15 protein-coding genes are annotated in these 18,927 nt (G+C 70.3%); 12 read left to right on the top strand and 3 right to left on the bottom strand.

Annotated elements, in window-relative coordinates; translation table 11 throughout:
• Positions 1-20: 20 nt before the first annotated feature.
• The 3 genes from AMK24_RS31290 (at position 21) to AMK24_RS31280 (ending at position 2,011) form a co-directional block, all read left to right on the top strand.
• A complete protein-coding gene (locus AMK24_RS31290; protein ID WP_073772271.1) occupies positions 21-1,256 on the top strand; it encodes a S8 family serine peptidase in 1,236 nt (411 codons plus the stop codon).
• 73 nt (positions 1,257-1,329) lie between these two features.
• Positions 1,330-1,671 carry a WXG100 family type VII secretion target gene (locus tag AMK24_RS31285; RefSeq protein ID WP_073772270.1) on the top strand — a complete coding sequence of 114 codons (342 nt, stop codon included), beginning with the start codon at positions 1,330-1,332 and terminating at the stop codon, positions 1,669-1,671.
• Positions 1,672-1,714: 43 nt separating this feature from the next.
• Positions 1,715-2,011, top strand: a complete 297-nt coding sequence (locus AMK24_RS31280; protein WP_073772269.1) for a WXG100 family type VII secretion target — start codon at positions 1,715-1,717, stop codon at positions 2,009-2,011.
• Positions 2,012-2,208: 197 nt separating this feature from the next.
• Here the strand turns inward: AMK24_RS31280 and eccCa are convergent, their stop codons facing one another.
• Positions 2,209-6,174: a type VII secretion protein EccCa gene (gene eccCa, locus AMK24_RS31275; protein WP_073772268.1), complete on the bottom strand. Its 3,966-nt coding sequence runs from the start codon at positions 6,172-6,174 to the stop codon at positions 2,209-2,211.
• Between the two features lie 348 nt (positions 6,175-6,522).
• Between eccCa and eccD the strand changes: the two genes are divergently transcribed.
• The 6 genes from eccD (at position 6,523) to AMK24_RS31245 (ending at position 13,699) form a co-directional block, all read left to right on the top strand.
• Positions 6,523-8,031: a type VII secretion integral membrane protein EccD gene (eccD, locus tag AMK24_RS31270; RefSeq protein ID WP_073772267.1), complete on the top strand. Its 1,509-nt coding sequence runs from the start codon at positions 6,523-6,525 to the stop codon at positions 8,029-8,031.
• Between the two features lie 210 nt (positions 8,032-8,241).
• Positions 8,242-8,532, top strand: a complete 291-nt coding sequence (gene rpsO, locus AMK24_RS31265) for a 30S ribosomal protein S15 (protein ID WP_014048684.1) — start codon at positions 8,242-8,244, stop codon at positions 8,530-8,532.
• A 317-nt stretch (positions 8,533-8,849) separates the two neighbouring features.
• Positions 8,850-11,063 carry a polyribonucleotide nucleotidyltransferase gene (locus AMK24_RS31260; RefSeq protein ID WP_073772266.1) on the top strand — a complete coding sequence of 738 codons (2,214 nt, stop codon included), beginning with the start codon at positions 8,850-8,852 and terminating at the stop codon, positions 11,061-11,063.
• Positions 11,060-12,439: a M16 family metallopeptidase gene (locus AMK24_RS31255; RefSeq protein ID WP_073772265.1), complete on the top strand. Its 1,380-nt coding sequence runs from the start codon at positions 11,060-11,062 to the stop codon at positions 12,437-12,439. The genes AMK24_RS31260 and AMK24_RS31255 overlap by 4 nt, the downstream gene beginning before the upstream one ends.
• Before the next feature lie 31 nt (positions 12,440-12,470).
• Positions 12,471-13,223, top strand: coding sequence for a 4-hydroxy-tetrahydrodipicolinate reductase (dapB, locus tag AMK24_RS31250; RefSeq protein WP_073772264.1), 753 nt, complete (start codon positions 12,471-12,473; stop codon positions 13,221-13,223).
• An 11-nt stretch (positions 13,224-13,234) separates the two neighbouring features.
• Positions 13,235-13,699, top strand: a complete 465-nt coding sequence (locus tag AMK24_RS31245; protein WP_073772263.1) for a tetratricopeptide repeat protein — start codon at positions 13,235-13,237, stop codon at positions 13,697-13,699.
• A gap of 79 nt (positions 13,700-13,778) precedes the next feature.
• Here AMK24_RS31245 and AMK24_RS31240 read toward each other — a convergent pair whose 3' ends face one another.
• Both AMK24_RS31240 and AMK24_RS31235 read right to left on the bottom strand, forming a co-directional pair.
• Complete coding sequence (locus AMK24_RS31240) at positions 13,779-14,330, bottom strand: hypothetical protein (protein WP_073772262.1); 552 nt, start codon at positions 14,328-14,330, stop codon at positions 13,779-13,781.
• Between the two features lie 94 nt (positions 14,331-14,424).
• The gene (locus tag AMK24_RS31235; protein ID WP_073772261.1) at positions 14,425-14,664 is read right to left on the bottom strand and encodes a hypothetical protein; all 240 of its coding nucleotides are present in this window, start codon (positions 14,662-14,664) and stop codon (positions 14,425-14,427) included.
• A gap of 218 nt (positions 14,665-14,882) precedes the next feature.
• Here AMK24_RS31235 and thyX point away from each other — a divergent pair, with 218 nt between their 5' ends.
• The 3 genes from thyX (at position 14,883) to AMK24_RS31220 (ending at position 18,529) form a co-directional block, all read left to right on the top strand.
• The gene (thyX, locus tag AMK24_RS31230; protein WP_073772260.1) at positions 14,883-15,620 is read left to right on the top strand and encodes an FAD-dependent thymidylate synthase; all 738 of its coding nucleotides are present in this window, start codon (positions 14,883-14,885) and stop codon (positions 15,618-15,620) included.
• 151 nt (positions 15,621-15,771) lie between these two features.
• On the top strand, positions 15,772-16,671 hold the full coding sequence (dapA, locus tag AMK24_RS31225) for a 4-hydroxy-tetrahydrodipicolinate synthase (protein WP_073772259.1): 900 nt from the start codon (positions 15,772-15,774) through the stop codon (positions 16,669-16,671).
• 172 nt (positions 16,672-16,843) lie between these two features.
• The gene (locus AMK24_RS31220) at positions 16,844-18,529 is read left to right on the top strand and encodes a ribonuclease J (protein WP_073772258.1); all 1,686 of its coding nucleotides are present in this window, start codon (positions 16,844-16,846) and stop codon (positions 18,527-18,529) included.
• Positions 18,530-18,927: the final 398 nt, after the last annotated feature.

Here is an 18,927-nt window from a genome sequence, read left to right as displayed (position 1 = left end):
GGGAAGGTTCGGAAGCCGGGATGACAGCAGGAATGGGCCGACCTCTGAGGCACGTGCGTGTGCTCGGTGCGGTGGCCGCGGTCGCTTCGTGGAGTGTGGTGCTCGTCGGCGCGGCGCAGCCCGCCGCGGCCGACACCCAGTCGAAGCAGTGGTACCTCGACGCGATGCAGGCCGAGGACATGTGGAAGGTCACGACCGGCGAAGGCATCAAGGTCGCTGTCATCGACACGGGGGTGAACACGACCACACCGTCGCTGCGGGGGCAGGTTCTCAAGGGCGTCGACGTGACCGGGGCGCCGGGCGACGAAACCGACGACTACGACGGTCACGGTACGACGATGGCCGAGCTGATCGCGGGGACCGGCAAGGGAGGTGGCCTCAAGGGGCTCGCCCCCGGAGCCAAGATCATCCCTGTGCGCATGAGCGACGCCGACTTCATGCAGAAGCGCTCCACCGTGGTCAGTGACACGGCGAAAGCCATCCGGGCCGCGGCCGACAGCGACGCGCACATCATCAGCATGTCCTTCGGCAGTGCGAGCGCCCTGCGCACGAACCATGAAGCAGTCACCTATGCCGAGGGCAAAGGAAAACTGTTCCTGGCCTCCGTCGGAAACGACGGGGACGGAGAGAACGCGCGGGAGTACCCGGCCGCCTACCCCGAAGTGGTCGGTGTCGCTTCGGCGGACCGTGCCGGAAAGGTCTCGGCCTACTCCCAGCACGCCGGCACGGTGGACGTCGCCTCTCCGGGGAGCGACGTCCCGAGGTGGTGCGACAACTCCTTCAAGAGCTACTGCGACGGCGACGGCGGCACCAGCGCCGCGACCGCCATCGCCTCCGGCTCCGCGGCCCTCGTCTGGTCCCTCCACCCCGACTGGACCGCCAACCAAGTCCTCAACGTCCTTTTCGACACGGCCAGTCGCGACTGGAAGGACGGCACGCGCAGCGAGTACCTCGGGCACGGGCTGATCCGCCCCTCCATGAGCGTGCTCAAGGGCAAGGGCGCCCCGGGCGCCCCGGACGTCAGCCCGCTGACAGGGAAGAGGACGGCCTCCTCCGCCGACCAGGGCGCCTCCTCCGCCCCCGCTTCGCCGCGGCCCGCCGGGAACGGCGCGGAGGGCGAGAAGTCCGTGGCGGTGAGGGACCCCGGCCCCTCCGACGACGGGGGACGGACGGGTCTCGTCCTCGGAGCCGCCGCGGCCGTGGCCGTGCTCGGAGGGATCGCCTACGCCGTGGTCCGCAGGCGCAAGGCCGCTTGACCCGCACGTTCCGCCTGTACCGGCCGGCCGCCCGTGCCGGCCTCGCAGAACCAACCGAAAGGGAAAGAGAACCATGGCAGACCAGAAGGTCTCAGATGCCGCGCTCCTGAAGCTGGAGGGCGACCTCACCATCAAGTTCGAATCGGTGAAGGGCCAGCTCAAGAGCCTTCACGCGACGATCGACAATCTCGAGGGCAAGTGGCAGGGCATCGGCGCCAACCACTTCAACACGAAGCAGACCGAGATCAACAACCGCATGGTCAGCCTGGGCAAGCAGCTCCTCAGCTTCCAGGAGGCCATCAAGGCGGCCCGCACCATCTCGGGCGACAACGAGGAAGAGATCAAGCAGGCGCTCCAGGGCGTGGACGTCGTGGAGGGTTACACGCCGCCCAAGTCCAGCCTGAACGACTTCTGACCCTCACCCCCCACCCCGTAACCCGGATTCGACGGAGGACCCCATGGGACACAACGACGGTACGACGGTCGTCACTTACGCGAGCCTGGATCTCGCGGCCGGTGAGATCAAGAAGCAGGCGGCGAATCTCGCACAAGACCTCAAGGAGATCAGCAGCATGATCGCCAAGGTGTCGGAGCTGTGGGAGGGCGAGGCGAAGCAGGCCTACACCACCGCCCAGAAGCGGTGGAACGCGGACGCCACCGCGATCCAGTCCAACCTGGACGAGATCGCCCGCAAGGTCGCCGAGGCCGCGCCCATCTACCGCGGCGGCGACAAGCGCGCGGCGGCGAATTTCTGACCGGGTCCGGACCGAGGCGGCGCAGAAGCCGCAGTACGGAACTTCAGGGTGGGCACGCGCGGGAGGTGTCCACCCTGAGTGCGTGGTCCGCACGCCGGGCGCCGGCGTGCCGGGGCCCACGGCAGGGGGCGGGGCGTACGGACTCCGTGCGCCCCGCGCCCTTCGCGTACGGCGGGGCCCCGCCGTGAGCCCCGCCGCTACTCCTCCACCAGCCCCGTCTGCACCAGCGGGTTCCCCCGGCGGCGCGTGACGAAGACGCCGCGGCCCGGAGGCATCGGGCGCGGGCGTACGTTGCCGAGGATGTCGCCCTCGTTCGGGTCGCCCGACAACATCACGCCCTGGGCGCCCAGCTCGATCATGCGCTGGAGGAAGGGGTCGTACAGTGCCCGGCTCGCCCCCGCCGTGCTGCGGGCGATGATGAAGCGGACGCCCACGTCACGGGCGAACGGCAGCATCTCGGTGATCGCCGACAGCGGATTGCCGCTCGACGTGGCGACCAGGTCGAAGTCGTCGATGACGACGTACACCGTGGGGCCCTGCCACCAGCTCTGCTCGCGCAGCTCCCGTGCCGTCACGTCGGCGGCGGGGGTGCGGCGCTTCATCAGGTCGTACAGCGCCGCCATGTGATGTTCCATGTTGTTGGACATCGGGATGTACTCGGCCAGGTGCGACGCCGGGGTCACATCCAGCAGCGAGCGCCGGTTGTCGATGACGAACAGCTTGCAGGCGTCGCCCGGGTACCGCTCCGTCAGCTGCTTGATGAGCAGCCGCAGCAGGTTGGACTTCCCCGACTCGCCCTCGCCGAACGCGAGGAAGAACGGGTCCTGCTCGAAGTTCAGGAACACCGGCTCCAGGTTGTTCTCATCGATGCCGAAGGCCACGCCGCGCTCCGGAGCCGCGTGGCCCGCCGGGAGCGCGGACGCCGGAAGCGCGCGCGGCAGCAGACGCACCGCCGGGGCAGGCGCGGCCGTCCAGTGGCGGGCGACCTCCTGGTTCATCGCCGCGGTCGCCTCCGACAGGTCGCTGTCGGAGTTGATGCCGTCGATCCGCGGCACCGCCGCCATGAAGTGCAGCTTCTCCGGGGTGATCCCGCGACCCGGCACCCCCGCCGGGACGTTGGCGGCCACCTTGCGGTCCAGTTCGGAGTCCATCACGTCGCCGAGCCGCAGCTCCAGGCGGTTCATCAGATGGTCCTTCAGGCTGGCCCGGACCTCCATGGAACGCGACGCCGTCACGATCAGATGGATGCCGTACCCCAGGCCGCGGGCCGCGATGTCGGTCGCCGCCGTCTCCAGCCCCTCGTAATCCGTGCGGAAACTGCCCCACCCGTCGATGACCAGGAACACATCGCCCCACGGCTGGTCCGTCACCGAGATCTCGCCGCGCGCCCGCATCCTGCGGAACGTGGCGATGGAGTCGATGCCGGCGCTGCGGAAGTACTCCTCGCGCCGCGCCATGATGCCGTACACCTCGGCGACCGTACGGCGCACCCGCTCCGGGTCGAGCCGGGAGGCGACACCGCCCACGTGCGGCAGGCCCGCGATCGAGGACAGACCGCCGCCGCCGAAGTCGAGCCCGTAGAACTGGACCTCCTGCGAAGTGTGGGTGAGCGCGAACCCGGCGATGAGCGTCCGCAGCAGCGTCGACTTCCCCGACTGCGGTCCACCGGTGATCTGCATGTGGCCGGCGGCTCCGGAGAAGTCCCGGTAGAGGGTGTCGCGCCGTTGCTCGAACGGCTTGTCGACGACGCCCAGCGGCACGACCAGCCGGCCCGCGCCCTCGAAGCCGGGCTGCGTCAGCCCCCGGCCGGGCACCGGGGACAGCCCCGGCAGCAACTCGTCCAACGACGGCGGGTTGTCCAGCGGCGGCAGCCACACCTGGTGCGCCGAGGCCCCGCGGCCCTCCAGCCGCCGCACGATCACATCGAGCACCGTGTCCGCCAGTGCGTCGTCCTCCGCCGAGCGCTGCTCCGGCACGCCCGGGACCTGCGCCGGCCGGACGTACTGGACGGGGACCGGAGCGGCCGTGAACGGCACCGGCCTGCGGTCCACCGGCAGCGGGGCGCCCGGAGCGACGGCCCGCTGCCCGCCGGAGCGGTAGACCCCCGAGACGTACGCCGCCTTGAACCGGACCATCTCCTCCGTACCGAACTTCAACAGCCCCGAACCGGGCACGTTCGGCAGGTGGTACGCGTCGGGCACGCCGATCGCGGCCCGCGACTCCGCCGCCGAGAACGTCCGCAGTCCCACCCGGTACGACAGATAGGTCTCCAGGCCGCGCAGCCGCCCCTCCTCCAGCCGCTGCGACGCCAGCAGCAGGTGCACGCCCAGCGAACGGCCGATACGGCCGATCTGGACGAACATGTCGATGAAGTCCGGTTTGGCGGTGAGGAGTTCGCTGAACTCGTCGATGACCAGGACGAGCGAGGGAATCGGCTGCAGGGGCGCACCGGCCGCGCGCGCCTTCTCGTAGTCGTGGATGTTGGCGTAGTTGCCCGCGTCGCGCAGCATCTCCTGCCGCCGGTTCAGCTCGCCCCGGATGGAGTCGCCCATGCGGTCGACCAGCGTCAGGTCGTCCGCCAGGTTGGTGATCACCGCCGCGACGTGCGGCATCTGCGCCATCCCGGCGAAGGTCGCGCCGCCCTTGAAGTCGGCGAGGACGAAGTTCAGCGTCTCGGAGGTGTGGGTGACGGCGAGACCGAGCACCAGCGTGCGCAGCAGCTCGGACTTGCCGGAACCGGTGGCGCCCACGCACAGACCGTGCGGACCCATGCCCTCCTGGGCCGCCTCCTTCAGGTCCAGCATCACCGGCGAACCGTCCTCGCCCACGCCGATCGGCACCCGCAGCCGCTCCGCCTGGGACCGCGGCCGCCAGGTCCGGCCCACGTCGACCGAGGCGGCGTCCCCGAGGTTCAGCAGATCGGTGAACTCCAGGTTGGCCAGCAGGGGTTCGTCGTCGTCCCCGCCCGTCGCCATGTGCAGCGGGGCCAGTTGACGGGCGAGCGCCTCGGCGGCCTCGTAGCTCAGCAGGTCCGGAACCCCGTCGTAGACGTGCCCCTGGCCCGACTCCAACCGCAGCGACGTCGGCTGCACCACGACGGACAGGCCCCCGCGCGCCCCGGTGACCTCGCCCGGCACGACCTCGATGACCGTCACGCCCTGCAGGCCCTCCGCCGAGGCGAGCGCCGACATGGGCGCCACCGACTCGCCGTCCAGGACCACCACGACGTGCGGCTGTTCCACCAGCGGCTGGCCGCCGGGCTGGAAGCGGGGCCTGCCCTCCAGCCGTCCGGCCAGCAGGTCCTCCAGCACCGGCAGACTGGTGGTGATCAGCCGCCTGCTCCCCGCCCCGTCCCCGGGGCCCGGGGACTGCGCGTGCGGGAGCCACTTCGCCCACTCCCACCGCGGGGCCGCCTCGGCGCCGGTCGCGATCGCGATCACCAGGTCCTCGGGGGAGTGCAGGGAGGCCAGTCCGCCGACCATGGCCCGCGCCGCCGAGCGCGCGGCCTCCGCGTCACCGCTGACCGTCAGGTGGTAGAACGCCCGCAGCGAGACGGCCATGGGCAGCCCGTCCAGCGTGGAGTGCGTCGCCAGGAACTGCTGCATCGCCCCGGCCGCCAGCGGCTCCAGCTCGTCCACCGGAGCCGTCTCGGGCGTGACGAGGGGCGTCGCCAGCTCCTGGCTGCCCAGGCCGATGCGCACCTGCGCGAAGTCCGCGTCCCCCGCACGCCGCTCCCACACCCGGCTGCCCTCGGCGACGAGCGCCCACAGCTGCTCGGGCGAGGGGTGGAGGTAGAACTGCGCGTCGCGCTGCTTGCGCGCCGTCTTCAGCACCGTGCGCCGGGTCTGCGTCAGGTACTTCAGATAGTCGCGGCGCAGATCCGCCAGCTCCCCCTGGGTGCCCCGCCGGTACCGCACGAGCATCGCGATCGCCATGGCGAGCGTCGAGGCGATCATGATCATGCCCATGATGCGCATGATCGGGTTGGGCGTCATGAAGAAGAAGACGACGGAGCCGCCCATGCCCAGCATCGGCAGGAGCTGCATCAGCGCCCCCTCCTGCTGGCCCCGGGGGAGTTCCGGCGGAGGTTGCAACTGCACCGGATCGACCGGCACTTCGGTGGGCAGAGCCCGCGGCGGGCGCTTGACGACGATCTGGCTCACAGCTCACCAATTCCCTTGCCGGACGGAAGTGTTCCTATCGGCGCCCCCGTGGCGACGGGCCCCGTCCGCGGGAGGGATCCTACTGGCGTGACGGCGACCCGATGGCGGTAGGGTGTCGCGACGCACGTACGCATCCGCTAACCGTCGCGCGAAGACGGCCAATCGGGACGTGTGGTGCGATCGGCGGCCCCCGCGGTGCGTTCCGGACGGAAGCGGACGCGGCCCGGCGGCGTCGGCACCGCCGTGAGAACGGCACGCGGCAAGCGGCGCGGCGCCCACGCCCGCGACGCCCGGAACGAGCGCAGAACACGCGACGAGCGTGGAACGAGCTAGCAGGGGGAACACCAGGTGACCACGACGGCCCAAGCGGCAGCCACCGGACCCGGACGGCAGAGCCACGGAACCCCGTCCGGCAGCGCCACCGGATTCTGCCGGGTCACGGTCGTCGCCCCCGACGGGCGGGTGGACGTGGCCCTGCCCGAGGACATCCCCATCGCGGACCTGTACCCCGAGATCCTCCGGCTCTCCGGACAGAGCCCCGCCCCCGGAGCGCCCGTCGGCTACCACCTCGTACGCCGCGACGGCGCCGTCCTGGACAGCGCGCGCACCCTCGCCGGGCACCGCGTCCTCGACGGCGAACTCCTGTCGATGCGGCCCTTCTCCGAATCGCTGCCCCCCGCGGTCTTCGACGACGTGTCGGACGCCGTCGCCACCGCCGTGGCCAAGGACCGCACCCTGTGGGGCGACGCGCTCATGCGCGGCGCCGGCCTCTTCGGCGGCTCCGTCCTGCTGGCCCTGCTCGGCTTCGTGCTGTGGACGGCCGACCCGCTCCACGACATGCACGGGCTGCCCGGCATCCTGGCCGCCGTCGTCGCCCTCCTCCTGCTCGCCTTCGCCTGCGTGCGCGCCCGGGTGTACGACGACCGGGCCTCGTCGATCGCGCTCGGCACCGGCGCCCTGGTCAACGCGGCGGTGGCCGGATCCGGACTGCTGCCCCTGAGCGCCGGGCAGGGCGTCGGACGGCTGCAGTTCCTGCTCGCCTGCGCCGCCGTCCTCGTGGCGGCGGTCATCCTGATGATCGTCGCGCCCGGCGGGGACGGGCCGTTCGTCGCGTTCGTCTTCGCGAGCGCCGTCGGCCTCCTGGTCACCTTCGTCGCCGTCCTGAGCGGGCTGGAGCCGGTCGAGGCCGCCGCCGCCTGCTCCCCGCTGGCCGTGGGAGCCCTCGCCTTCCTGCCGGGGCTCTCCACCCGCTTCGCCCGGCTGCCCATCGGCTTCGAGCCGCCCCGCACCACGGTCGGCGACTACGGGACCTCCGAACCCGCGCCCTCCGGCCCGGTGGACGCCGTCCGCCTCGCCGCCCAGGCGCGGCGCGGCCACGAACTGCTCCTCGGCCTGGTCGGCGGCTGCGCCCTGGTCGCCGTGGCGGCCTCCGCCGTGCTGGGCTTCTCCGACGACGTCTGGGGCCAGCTGCTCGCCCTGGCCACCGGCGTCGCCATGCTGATGCGCGCCCACCTCTTCCGCTACACCGGCCAGGTCGGCTGCGCGCTCGCCGCCGGTCTCGCCTCGCTCGTCCTCCTCGGCCTCGGCCTGTCCCTCAACCCGCCGGCCGCCCTGGTCCGCGACGCCCTGCGGGGCGACGGGACCGCACTCGACATCCGTACGGTGTGGCTCGCCGCGGCCGTCGCGGGCGTCGCCGTCCTGATCACCGCCATCGGCCTGATCGTGCCGCGCAAGGGGGTGACCCCGTTCTGGGGACGCTTCCTGGAGATCGCCGAGACGGTCGTCCTGCTGACCCTGCTCCCGCTCTGCCTCGCCGTCTTCGACGTCTACCGCTCGATCCGCGCCCTCACCAGCTGACCGGCGGCCACGGCCGGGCCGCCCCCCCGGGCGATACCGGCGGGGGGCGGCCCGAATGGCTGGTAGCCTGTCCAGTGGCCGTTTGTGTACGCGTCCCCGGATCATCCTGGGGGCTGCGCTCATCGGACCTTCGCCTCCGAGTCACGGAAGCTCCCCTGAGAACAAGACCAGGGGCACTCGTGGGCGCTTCGAACATCAAGAGGAGTACGCGTGCCGCTCGACGCCGCTACGAAGAAGCAGATCATGGCCGAGTTCGCCCAGAAGGAGGGTGACACCGGATCCCCCGAGGTCCAGGTCGCCATGCTCTCCCGCCGGATCTCGGACCTGACGGAGCACCTCAAGACGCACAAGCACGACCACCACTCCCGCCGTGGTCTGCTGATCCTGGTCGGCCAGCGTCGCCGCCTCCTGCAGTACCTGGCCAAGAAGGACATCCAGCGCTTCCGTGCGCTCGTCGACCGCCTCGGCATCCGCCGCGGCGCGGCCGGCGGCGCCAAGTAAGCACGCCGTGGAGAGGGAGCGGTTCCCACGTCTGAGGGGACCGCTCCCTTTGCCGTACGTGCGAGACCGGCGCCAACCTCAGTAACCTGGGGGCAGCGGCACCCGCACGACCGCACGACCCGCGCGAAGAACACGCGCGGCCGCACGAACGAGGGAGAGGCGCTACGACGCCGCCGCCGGTCCTCGGTAGTGGCCCCCGGGAACATGCCCGGGAGCTTCGATCGAAGACCGGCCCGCATCCACGGTGCGCCTCTCCCGCACCGTCCTGCGCCACACGGGCGTGAGGACGAAAGACGACGAGTATGGAGAAATCACTAGTGGAGAACGAGACCCACTACGCCGAGGCCGTCATCGACAACGGAACCTTCGGCACCCGCACCATCCGCTTCGAGACGGGCCGCCTGGCCAAGCAGGCCGCCGGCTCCGCCGTCGCGTACCTGGACGACGACACCATGGTGCTGTCGGCCACCACCGCTTCCAAGCGGCCCAAGGACAACCTCGACTTCTTCCCCCTCACGGTGGACGTCGAGGAGCGGCAGTACGCGGCCGGCAAGATCCCCGGCTCCTTCTTCCGCCGGGAGGGCCGCCCCTCCGAGGACGCGATCCTCACCTGCCGCCTGATCGACCGCCCGCTGCGCCCCTCCTTCAAGAAGGGCCTGCGCAACGAGATCCAGATCGTCGAGACGATCATGGCGCTCAACCCCGACCACCTGTACGACGTGGTCGCGATCAACGCCGCCTCCTGCTCCACCCAGCTGGCGGGCCTGCCCTTCTCCGGCCCGATCGGCGCCACCCGCGTCGCCCTGATCAAGGGCCAGTGGGTCGCCTTCCCGACGCACACCGAGCTCGAGGACGCCGTCTTCGACATGGTCGTCGCCGGTCGCGTCCTGGACGACGGCGACGTCGCGATCATGATGGTCGAGGCCGAGGCCACCGAGAAGACCATCCAGCTCGTCAAGGACGGCGCCGAGGCTCCCACCGAGGAGATCGTCGCCGCCGGTCTGGAAGCGGCGAAGCCCTTCATCAAGGCCCTCTGCAAGGCGCAGTCGGACCTGGCGTCCAAGGCCGCCAAGCCCGTCGGCGACTTCCCGGTCTTCCTGGACTACCAGGACGACGTCCTCGACGCCCTCGCCAAGGCCGTCACGCCCCAGCTGAAGCAGGCGCTCACCATCGCCGGCAAGCAGGAGCGCGAGGCCGAGCTGGACCGCGTCAAGGAGATCGCCGCCGAGAAGCTCCTCCCAGAGTTCGAGGGCCGCGAGAAGGAGATCTCCGCCGCGTACCGCGCGCTGACCAAGAAGCTGGTCCGCGAGCGCGTCATCAAGGACAAGGTCCGCATCGACGGCCGCGGCGTCACGGACATCCGTACGCTCGCCGCCGAGGTCGAGGCCATCCCGCGCGTGCACGGCTCGGCGCTGTTCGAGCGTGGCGAGACCCAGATCCTGGGCGTCACCACCCTCAACATGCTCCGCATGGAGCAGCAGCTGGACACCCTCTCCCCGGTGACCCGCAAGCGCTACATGCACAACTACAACTTCCCGCCGTACTCGGTCGGCGAGACGGGCCGCGTGGGCTCGCCCAAGCGCCGCGAGATCGGCCACGGAGCGCTCGCCGAGCGCGCCATCGTGCCGGTCCTGCCGACGCGCGAGGAGTTCCCCTACGCGATCCGCCAGGTCTCCGAGGCGCTGGGCTCCAACGGCTCGACCTCCATGGGCTCGGTCTGCGCCTCCACCATGTCGCTGCTGAACGCCGGTGTGCCCCTCAAGGCCGCCGTCGCCGGCATCGCCATGGGTCTGATCTCGCAGGAGATCGACGGCAAGACCCACTACGTCGCCCTCACCGACATCCTCGGTGCGGAGGACGCGTTCGGCGACATGGACTTCAAGGTCGCCGGCACCAAGCAGTTCGTGACCGCGCTCCAGCTCGACACCAAGCTCGACGGCATCCCCGCCTCGGTCCTGGCCGCCGCGCTGAAGCAGGCCCGTGACGCCCGTCTGCACATCCTGGACGTCATGAACGAGGCCATCGACGTCCCGGACGAGATGTCCCCGAACGCCCCGCGGATCATCACCGTCAAGATCCCGGTGGACAAGATCGGTGAGGTCATCGGCCCCAAGGGCAAGATGATCAACCAGATCCAGGAGGACACCGGCGCCGACATCACGATCGAGGACGACGGCACGATCTACATCGGTGCGCAGCAGGGCTCGCAGGCCGAGGCCGCCCGCGCCACGATCAACGCCATCGCCAACCCGACCATGCCGGAGGTCGGCGAGCGCTACCTGGGCACGGTCGTCAAGACCACCACCTTCGGTGCGTTCGTCTCGCTCATGCCGGGCAAGGACGGTCTGCTGCACATCTCGCAGATCCGCAAGCTCGCCGGCGGCAAGCGCGTCGAGAACGTCGAGGACGTGCTCGGCGTCGGCGCCAAGGTCCAGGTCGAGATCGCCGAGATCGACTCCCGCGGCAAGCTCTCCCTCATCCCCGTCATCGAGGGCGAAGAGGACGAGAAGAAGGACGACACCGACAAGTGACGTCCCGTAGTTCCGCGACGACGGCCCGCCCCTCCTCCAAGGGGCGGGCCGTCGCCCGTACCCAAACGCTTCTGCCGGGCAGCAACGGCATCGGAACCGTCCGCCGGACCGTCCTCCCCGGCGGCCTGCGCATCGTCACCGAGACCCTGCCCTCCGTCCGGTCCGCCACCTTCGGCATCTGGGCGGGCGTCGGCTCCCGCGACGAGACGCCCGCCCTGAACGGCGCGACCCACTACCTCGAACACCTCCTCTTCAAGGGCACCGCCAAGCGCACCGCCCTCGACATCTCCTCCGCGATCGACGCGGTCGGCGGCGAGATGAACGCCTTCACGGCGAAGGAGTACACCTGCTACTACGCGCGGGTCCTGGACACCGACCTGCCGCTGGCCATCGACGTCGTCTGCGACATGCTGACCGGTTCGCTGATCGCCCCCGAGGACGTCGACGCCGAGCGCGGCGTCATCCTTGAGGAGATCGCGATGACCGAGGACGACCCGGGCGACTGCGTGCACGACCTGTTCGCGCACACCATGCTCGGCGACACCCCCCTCGGCCGCCCGGTCCTCGGCACCGTCGACACGATCAACGCGCTGAACCGCGGCCAGATCGCCCGCTTCTACAAGAAGCACTACGACCCCACGCACCTGGTCGTCGCCGCCGCGGGCAACGTCGACCACGCCACGGTCGTACGCCAGGTGCGCCGCGCCTTCGAGAAGGCCGGCGCCCTCTCCCGTCACGACGCCGCCCCCATGGCGCCCCGCGAGGGCTCCCGCACTCTGCGCACCGCCGGCAAGGTCGAGCTGCTGAACCGCAGGACCGAGCAGGCCCATGTGGTCCTCGGCATGCCCGGCCTCGCCCGCACCGACGACCGGCGCTGGGCGCTCGGCGTCCTGAACACCGCACTCGGCGGCGGTATGAGCTCCCGCCTCTTCCAGGAGGTGCGGGAGAAGCGCGGCCTGGCCTACAGCGTGTACTCGTACACCTCCGGCTTCGCCGACTGCGGCCTCTTCGGCGTCTACGCGGGCTGCCGGCCCAGCCAGGTCCACGACGTGCTGAAGATCTGCCGCGACGAGCTGGACCGGGTCGCCACGCACGGCCTGGACGACGACGAGGTCGCCCGCGCCGTCGGGCAGCTCTCCGGCTCCACCGTCCTCGGCCTGGAGGACACCGGCGCGCTGATGAACCGTATCGGCAAGAGCGAACTGTGCTGGGGCGAGCAGATGTCGGTGGACGACATGCTCGGGCGGATAGCGGAGGTCACCCCCGACGACGTACGGCAGGTGGCGGGCGAACTCCTCGCCCACCGCCCCTCGCTCTCGGTCATCGGCCCGCTCAAGGACAAGCAGGCGGACCGCCTCCACGAAGCGGTCTCCTGACCGAACCGCTCGCACCCCTTAAGGAATCACGATGAGCAAGCTGCGCGTAGCCGTTCTCGGCGCCCGGGGCCGGATCGGCTCCGAGGCCGTACGGGCCGTCGAGGCCGCCGACGACCTGGAGCTGGTGGCGGCCCTGGGCCGGGGCGACAAGCTGGAGGCCCTCGCCGATGCGGGCGCCCAGGTAGCCGTCGAGCTGACCACCCCCGCATCGGTGATGGGCAACCTCGACTTCTGCGTCCGGCACGGCATCCACGCCGTCGTCGGCACCACGGGCTGGACCGACGAACGGCTCGCGCAGCTGACCACCTGGCTGGACGGTTCCTCGGGGACCGGCGTCCTGATCGCCCCGAACTTCTCCATCGGCGCGGTCCTGACTATGAAGTTCGCGGAGCGGGCCGCCCGGTACTTCGAATCCGTCGAGGTCGTCGAGCTGCACCACCCGAACAAGGTCGACGCCCCCTCCGGCACCGCCACCCGCACCGCCCAGCTCATCGCGGCGGCCCGCGCCGAAGCCGGCAGCGCGCCCCAGCCGGACGCCACCGCCACCGCCCTGGACGGCGCGCGCGGCGCGGACGTGGACGGCGTCCCCGTCCACGCCATCCGGCTCCGGGGGCTGCTGGCCCACCAGGAAGTGCTGCTCGGCGGCGAGGGCGAGACCCTCACCATCCGCCACGACTCCCTCCACCACAGCAGCTTCATGCCGGGCATCCTGCTCGGCGTCCGCCGCGTGGTGACCACTCCCGGCCTCACGTTCGGCCTGGAACACTTCCTCGACCTGAACTGACTGAGCCCACCATGCGCGCAAAGATCACCTACATCGTCACGGCCGCCGTCCTGGTCTTCTACTTCGTCCTGGTCGGCAGCCGCGGCCTGATGCTCATCCGGCACGGCACGTGGATCACCGTCGTGTTCGGCGTCGCCGTGCTGATCCTGCCGGTGATCGGCGTCTGGTTCCTCTGGAAGAACACGCGGTTCGTCCGCCGCGCCAACGCCCTGGCGGCGGAGTTGGACGCCGAGGGCGGCCTGCCGGTCGACGACCTGGCCCGCACGCCGTCCGGCCGGATCGACCGGGACGCCGCCGACGCGGTCTTCGCCAAGCGCCGGGAGGAGGCCGAGGACGCCCCGGACGACTGGCGGGCCTGGTTCCGGCTGGCGGTCGCCTACCAGGACGCCCGGGACACCCCGCGGGCCCGCAAGGCGATGCAGCGGGCGATCGCCCTGCACGCGGCGGCCACGCCGTCGAGCCCGGCCGGCGTCTGACCACGTCTTCGCGTCATCACGCACAGGTGAGCCCGGGGCCTCCGCGGGCCCCGGGCTCACCTGTGTGGAAACGGCGGGCTCAGCCCTGCTGGTACTCGTCCGCCCAGGCCTCCACCGCGTCCGTGGCCCGCTCGAAGGCCTCCTCGCGCCCGAGGAAGTCCGCGTTGTGGTCGCTGGTCAGCGGCGGCAGCGTCTCACCGTTGCGCCTGACCACGACGAGCGCCTGGCCCTGGACCGTACGGGGGAACCCCATCCACTTCACGGGCTGCTGGACCGTACGGACCGCCGACGCGTCGCTCCAGGCCACCGTGGTGGTCCGGAAGAAGCCGACGCGCCGGACACCGTGACGGCTGACCCACGCGCCGACCCGCAACAGCCGCAGAGCGGCGGCGATCACCGCACCGGCCAGGACCAGACAGACGGTGACGCCCGAAGCGGCTCCGGCCACTCCGATGATCATGGCCGCGAGCAGAACGAACGAGGCCAGCAACAACAGGGTGGCCGCCGCCGCGACCCGCCACGGACCGGGGCGGTAGGGCCGCCGCCAGCTGTCGTGGTCGTCGAACGGCAGCGCGACGTCCTCCGCGCTCGCGTCGAATGCGCGGTCGGCCGTCAGGAAGGGCAGGGGCACGACTCATCCTCACTCACAAGCACGCTCGATTGCTGTGCCCGGTGAGGCTACCGAGCGGGCCACCGACCCGACCACCCCAGGGGGTCCGTACGAGTCAGCGGCCCTGTGACGCGGTGGACTGCTTGCCCTGGTCCGCGGCCGGCCCGGAGTCGAGCGCCGGGAGTCCCAGCAGCAGGGAGCCCACGAGACCGGCGACCACGGTCAGTCCGACGAGGGACCGCCCCAGAAGTTCGGGAACGGTGGCGCGGGCGGCGGGCGGGGGAGTGACATTACTGCGGAACCGCTCGGACTCGGCGACGAACGAGAACGGGACGGATTCACGCCGGCGGAACATGAGGAAACTCTCCTTGATCTCTGTGGCGGGTGCTGCTAATGAGTCAGACGTACGAACGGCCGGATCGGTGCCCGAATCGCCGTACTTGTTGCGGAGACTCCACGAACGGCTGCCCGAGGCCGCCGCCGGCATGCCTCCCCCGCCCGGCCCGTAAAGTGGTCGCCGCCCGAGCGATGCCCTCGGGCCTCCCCGCGCCGTCCCTGGAAGGACCCCTGTCGGTGACCGACACTCCCGAACCCGCAAAGCCCCACTTCCGCAGCGATGTCACCGTCGAGCTGGTGAAGAGCGACGCGCGCGACGCGGACGTGCTGTTCGCCGCGCGGGTCTCCACCGCCGGCGAGCAGTCGCTCCAGGAGGTCACCAAGGACCCCGAGCGCTCCAAGGGGCTCATCAACTACCTCATGCGGGACCGGCACGGCAGCCCGTTCGAGCACAACTCGATGACGTTCTTCATCAGCGCCCCGATCTTCGTCTTCCGCGAGTTCATGCGGCACCGCGTCGGCTGGTCGTACAACGAGGAATCGGGCCGCTACAGGGAGCTGGAGCCGGTCTTCTACGTCCCCGGAACCTCCCGCAAACTGGTCCAGCAGGGCCGCCCCGGCAAGTACGAGTTCGTCCAGGGCACCGAGGAGCAGTACGACGTCGCCACCCGCGCCATGGAGGAGTCCTACCGGGCCTCCTACGACGCGTACCAGGAGATGCTGGCGAAGGGCGTGGCCCGCGAGGTCGCCCGCGCCGTCCTGCCCGTCGGCCTCTTCTCCTCGATGTACGCCACCTGCAACGCGCGCTCGCTGATGCACTTCCTCGGCCTGCGCACCCAGCACGAGCTGGCGAAGGTCCCGTCCTTCCCGCAACGCGAGATCGAGATGGTCGGCGAGCAGATGGAAGCCCACTGGGAGCAGCTCATGCCGCTCACTCATGCCGCCTTCAACAAAAACGGACGGGTCGCCCCATAAGCGGTGTCCGTATTGCGACGTTTCGAGAAGTTCATCTAGGCTGATCAAACGGACCCGGCACTGCTTGAACCCCCGAGCAGGCAGTGCCGGGCTCCTCTTCCCCGTCCCCCGAGGGGACCCCGCGCGGTGAGCAGCGAGTAGCGTGGTACCCATGGCTCCGATCTCCACTCCGCAGACCCCCTTCGGGCGGGTCCTCACCGCTATGGCCACGCCCTTCACGGCGGACGGCGCTCTCGACCTCGACGGCGCCCAGCGGCTCGCCGCCCACCTGGTGGACGCAGGCAATGACGGCTTGGTCGTCAACGGCACCACCGGTGAGTCCCCGACCACCAGTGACGCGGAGAAGGACCAGCTCGTACGAGCGGTGCTCGAAGCGGTCGGCGACCGCGCACACGTCATCGCCGGCATCGGCACCAACGACACCCGCCACAGCGTCGAGCTCGCGCGGACGGCCGAGCGCAGCGGCGCCCACGGCCTGCTCGCGGTGACGCCGTACTACAACAAGCCCCCGCAGGAGGGCCTGCTGCGGCACTTCACGGCCATCGCCGACTCCACCGGCCTGCCCGTCATGCTGTACGACATCCCCGGCCGCAGCGGGGTGCCGATCGACACCGAGACCCTCGTCCGGCTCGCCGACCACCCGCGGATCGTCGCGAACAAGGACGCCAAGGGCGACCTGGGCCGCGCCAGCTGGGCCATCGCCGAGTCCGGGCTCGCCTGGTACTCCGGCGACGACATGCTCAACCTGCCGCTCCTGTCGGTCGGCGCGGTCGGCTTCGTCTCCGTGGTCGGCCACGTGGTGACCCCCGACCTGTGCGCGCTCATCGAGGCGCACCTGGGGGGCGACGTCCAGAAGGCCACCGAGATCCACCAGAAGCTGCTCCCGGTCTTCACCGGCATGTTCCGCACCCAGGGCGTCATCACCACGAAGGCCGCCCTGACCCTCCAGGGTCTTCCGGCCGGGCCGCTGCGTCTCCCGCTGGTGGAGCTCAGCGCTCAGGAGACGGCCCAGCTCAAGATCGATCTCGCCGCCGGCGGGGTACAGCTCTGAGCACGGACCTCTTCGAGCACCCGCCTCGCGGCCACCGCGAGCAGCACGGACTTCACAACTGAACACGCGAGGCGACTCGCATCGAGCAGCACCCAAGACAACAGCAAGTGCACGAACGACATGCGCGCCACGTGCCTCAGCGGTACGTGGCGCGCGTGGTAAGGAGAGTCTTTTGAGTCATCCGCATCCTGAACTCGGTACCCCGCCGAAGCTCCCGAAGGGCGCCCTGCGGGTCACCCCGCTCGGCGGCCTGGGCGAGATCGGCCGCAACATGACGGTCTTCGAGTACGGCGGCCGCCTGCTCATCGTCGACTGCGGCGTCCTCTTCCCCGAGGAGGAGCAGCCGGGCATCGACCTGATCCTGCCGGACTTCACCACGATCCGGGACCGCCTGGACGACATCGAGGGCATCGTCCTCACGCACGGCCACGAGGACCACATCGGTGGTGTCCCGTACCTGCTGCGCCTGAAGCCGGACATCCCCCTCATCGGTTCCAAGCTGACGCTGGCGCTCATCGAGGCGAAGCTCCAGGAGCACCGCATCCGCCCCTACACCCTGGAGGTGCAGGAAGGCCAGCGCGAGCGCATCGGCGTCTTCGACTGCGAGTTCATCGCGGTCAACCACTCGATCCCGGACGCCCTCGCCGTCGCCATCCGCACCCCCGCGGGCCTGGCCGTGGCCACCGGCGACTTCAAGATGGACCAGCTTCCGCTGGACGGCCGTCTCACCGACCTGCACGCGTTCGCCCGGCTCAGCGAGGAGGGCATCGACCTCCTCCTCTCGGACTCCACGAACGCCGAGGTCCCCGGCTTCGTGCCGCCGGAGCGGGACATCTCCAACGTCCTGCGCACGGTGTTCGCCAACGCCCAGAAGCGCATCATCGTGGCGAGCTTCGCCAGCCACGTGCACCGCATCCAGCAGATCCTGGACGCCGCCCACGAATACGGCCGCCGGGTCGCCTTCGTCGGCCGCTCGATGGTCCGCAACATGGGCATCGCCCGTGACCTCGGTTATCTGAAGGTCCCGGCCGGCCTGGTCGTCGACGTCAAGACCCTCGACGACCTGCCGGACGACGAGGTCGTGCTGGTCTGCACGGGTTCGCAGGGCGAGCCGATGGCGGCCCTCTCCCGGATGGCCAACCGCGACCACCAGATCCGGATCGTCCCGGGCGACACGGTGATCCTCGCGTCGTCCCTGATCCCGGGCAACGAGAACGCGGTCTACCGCGTGATCAACGGCCTGACCCGCTGGGGCGCCAACGTCGTCCACAAGGGCAACGCCAAGGTCCACGTCTCGGGCCACGCCTCGGCCGGCGAGCTGCTGTACTTCTACAACATCTGCAAGCCGAAGAACCTGATGCCGGTCCACGGCGAATGGCGCCACCTGCGGGCCAACGCCGAACTGGGCGCCCTCACCGGCGTGCCGAAGGACCACATCGTCATCGCCGAGGACGGCGTGGTCGTCGATCTCATCGACGGCAAGGCCAAGATCGTCGGCAAGGTCCAGGCCGGTTACGTCTACGTGGACGGCCTCTCCGTCGGCGACGTCACCGAGACCTCGCTCAAGGACCGTCGCATCCTCGGTGACGAGGGCATCATCTCGGTGTTCATCGTGGTCGACAGCACCTCCGGCAAGATCGTGGGCGGCCCCCACATCCAGGCGCGGGGCTCCGGCATCGACGACAACGCCTTCGTCGGCGTCACCCCGAAGATCCAGGAAGCCCTGGACAAGTCGGCGCAGGACGGCGTCATGGAGCCCCACCAGCTCCAGCAGATGGTCCGCCGGGTCGTCGGCAAGTGGGTGTCCGACACCTACCGCCGGCGTCCGATGATCCTTCCGGTCGTCGTCGAGGTCTGACCCTCACGAGCGCCTGACCTGGAGCGGGGCTCCTCGATTTGCATCGAGGAGCCCCGCTCCAGTACGTTTACCTCTCCGCCTGAACGGGAAGCACGGCGCGCACGCATGCGCCTGGAGCTGACCCGAGAGGGACGGGAAATCCGACTCAGAACCTCTGATAAAGTCGGGTCCGCCGAAAGGCAAGACCACTCCACGGGTCGCCGGAAATCGAATTCGGGCCGGAAACGGAACGAAAAAGAGTCTGGTAACGTGGGACTCGCTGGAAAGGGAGAACGCGGAAGCGGGGAACCTGGAAAGCGAAAAGGCAGGGCCCGCTTCGACCGGGAATCGGACACGGAAGAGTCTGATAGAGTCGGAAACGCAAGACAGCAAGATGAAAAAGAAGTGAAACGAAGGGA

Source organism: Streptomyces sp. CB02366 (assembly GCF_001905905.1).
In the GTDB taxonomy this organism is placed as follows: Bacteria; Actinomycetota; Actinomycetes; order Streptomycetales; family Streptomycetaceae; genus Streptomyces.
The sequence above is the reverse complement of the archived record's forward strand: the minus strand, read 5'-3'. Positions and strand labels throughout refer to the sequence as shown.

Coding starts and splice junctions, on each gene's coding strand:
- AMK24_RS31290 (WP_073772271.1), top strand. CDS start 21: ATGACAGCAGGAATGGGCCGACCTCTGAGGCACGTGCGTGTGCTCGGT.
- AMK24_RS31285 (WP_073772270.1), top strand. CDS start 1,330: ATGGCAGACCAGAAGGTCTCAGATGCCGCGCTCCTGAAGCTGGAGGGC.
- AMK24_RS31280 (WP_073772269.1), top strand. CDS start 1,715: ATGGGACACAACGACGGTACGACGGTCGTCACTTACGCGAGCCTGGAT.
- dapB (WP_073772264.1), top strand. CDS start 12,471: ATGAGCAAGCTGCGCGTAGCCGTTCTCGGCGCCCGGGGCCGGATCGGC.
- AMK24_RS31245 (WP_073772263.1), top strand. CDS start 13,235: ATGCGCGCAAAGATCACCTACATCGTCACGGCCGCCGTCCTGGTCTTC.
- AMK24_RS31235 (WP_073772261.1), bottom strand. CDS start 14,664: ATGTTCCGCCGGCGTGAATCCGTCCCGTTCTCGTTCGTCGCCGAGTCC.
- dapA (WP_073772259.1), top strand. CDS start 15,772: ATGGCTCCGATCTCCACTCCGCAGACCCCCTTCGGGCGGGTCCTCACC.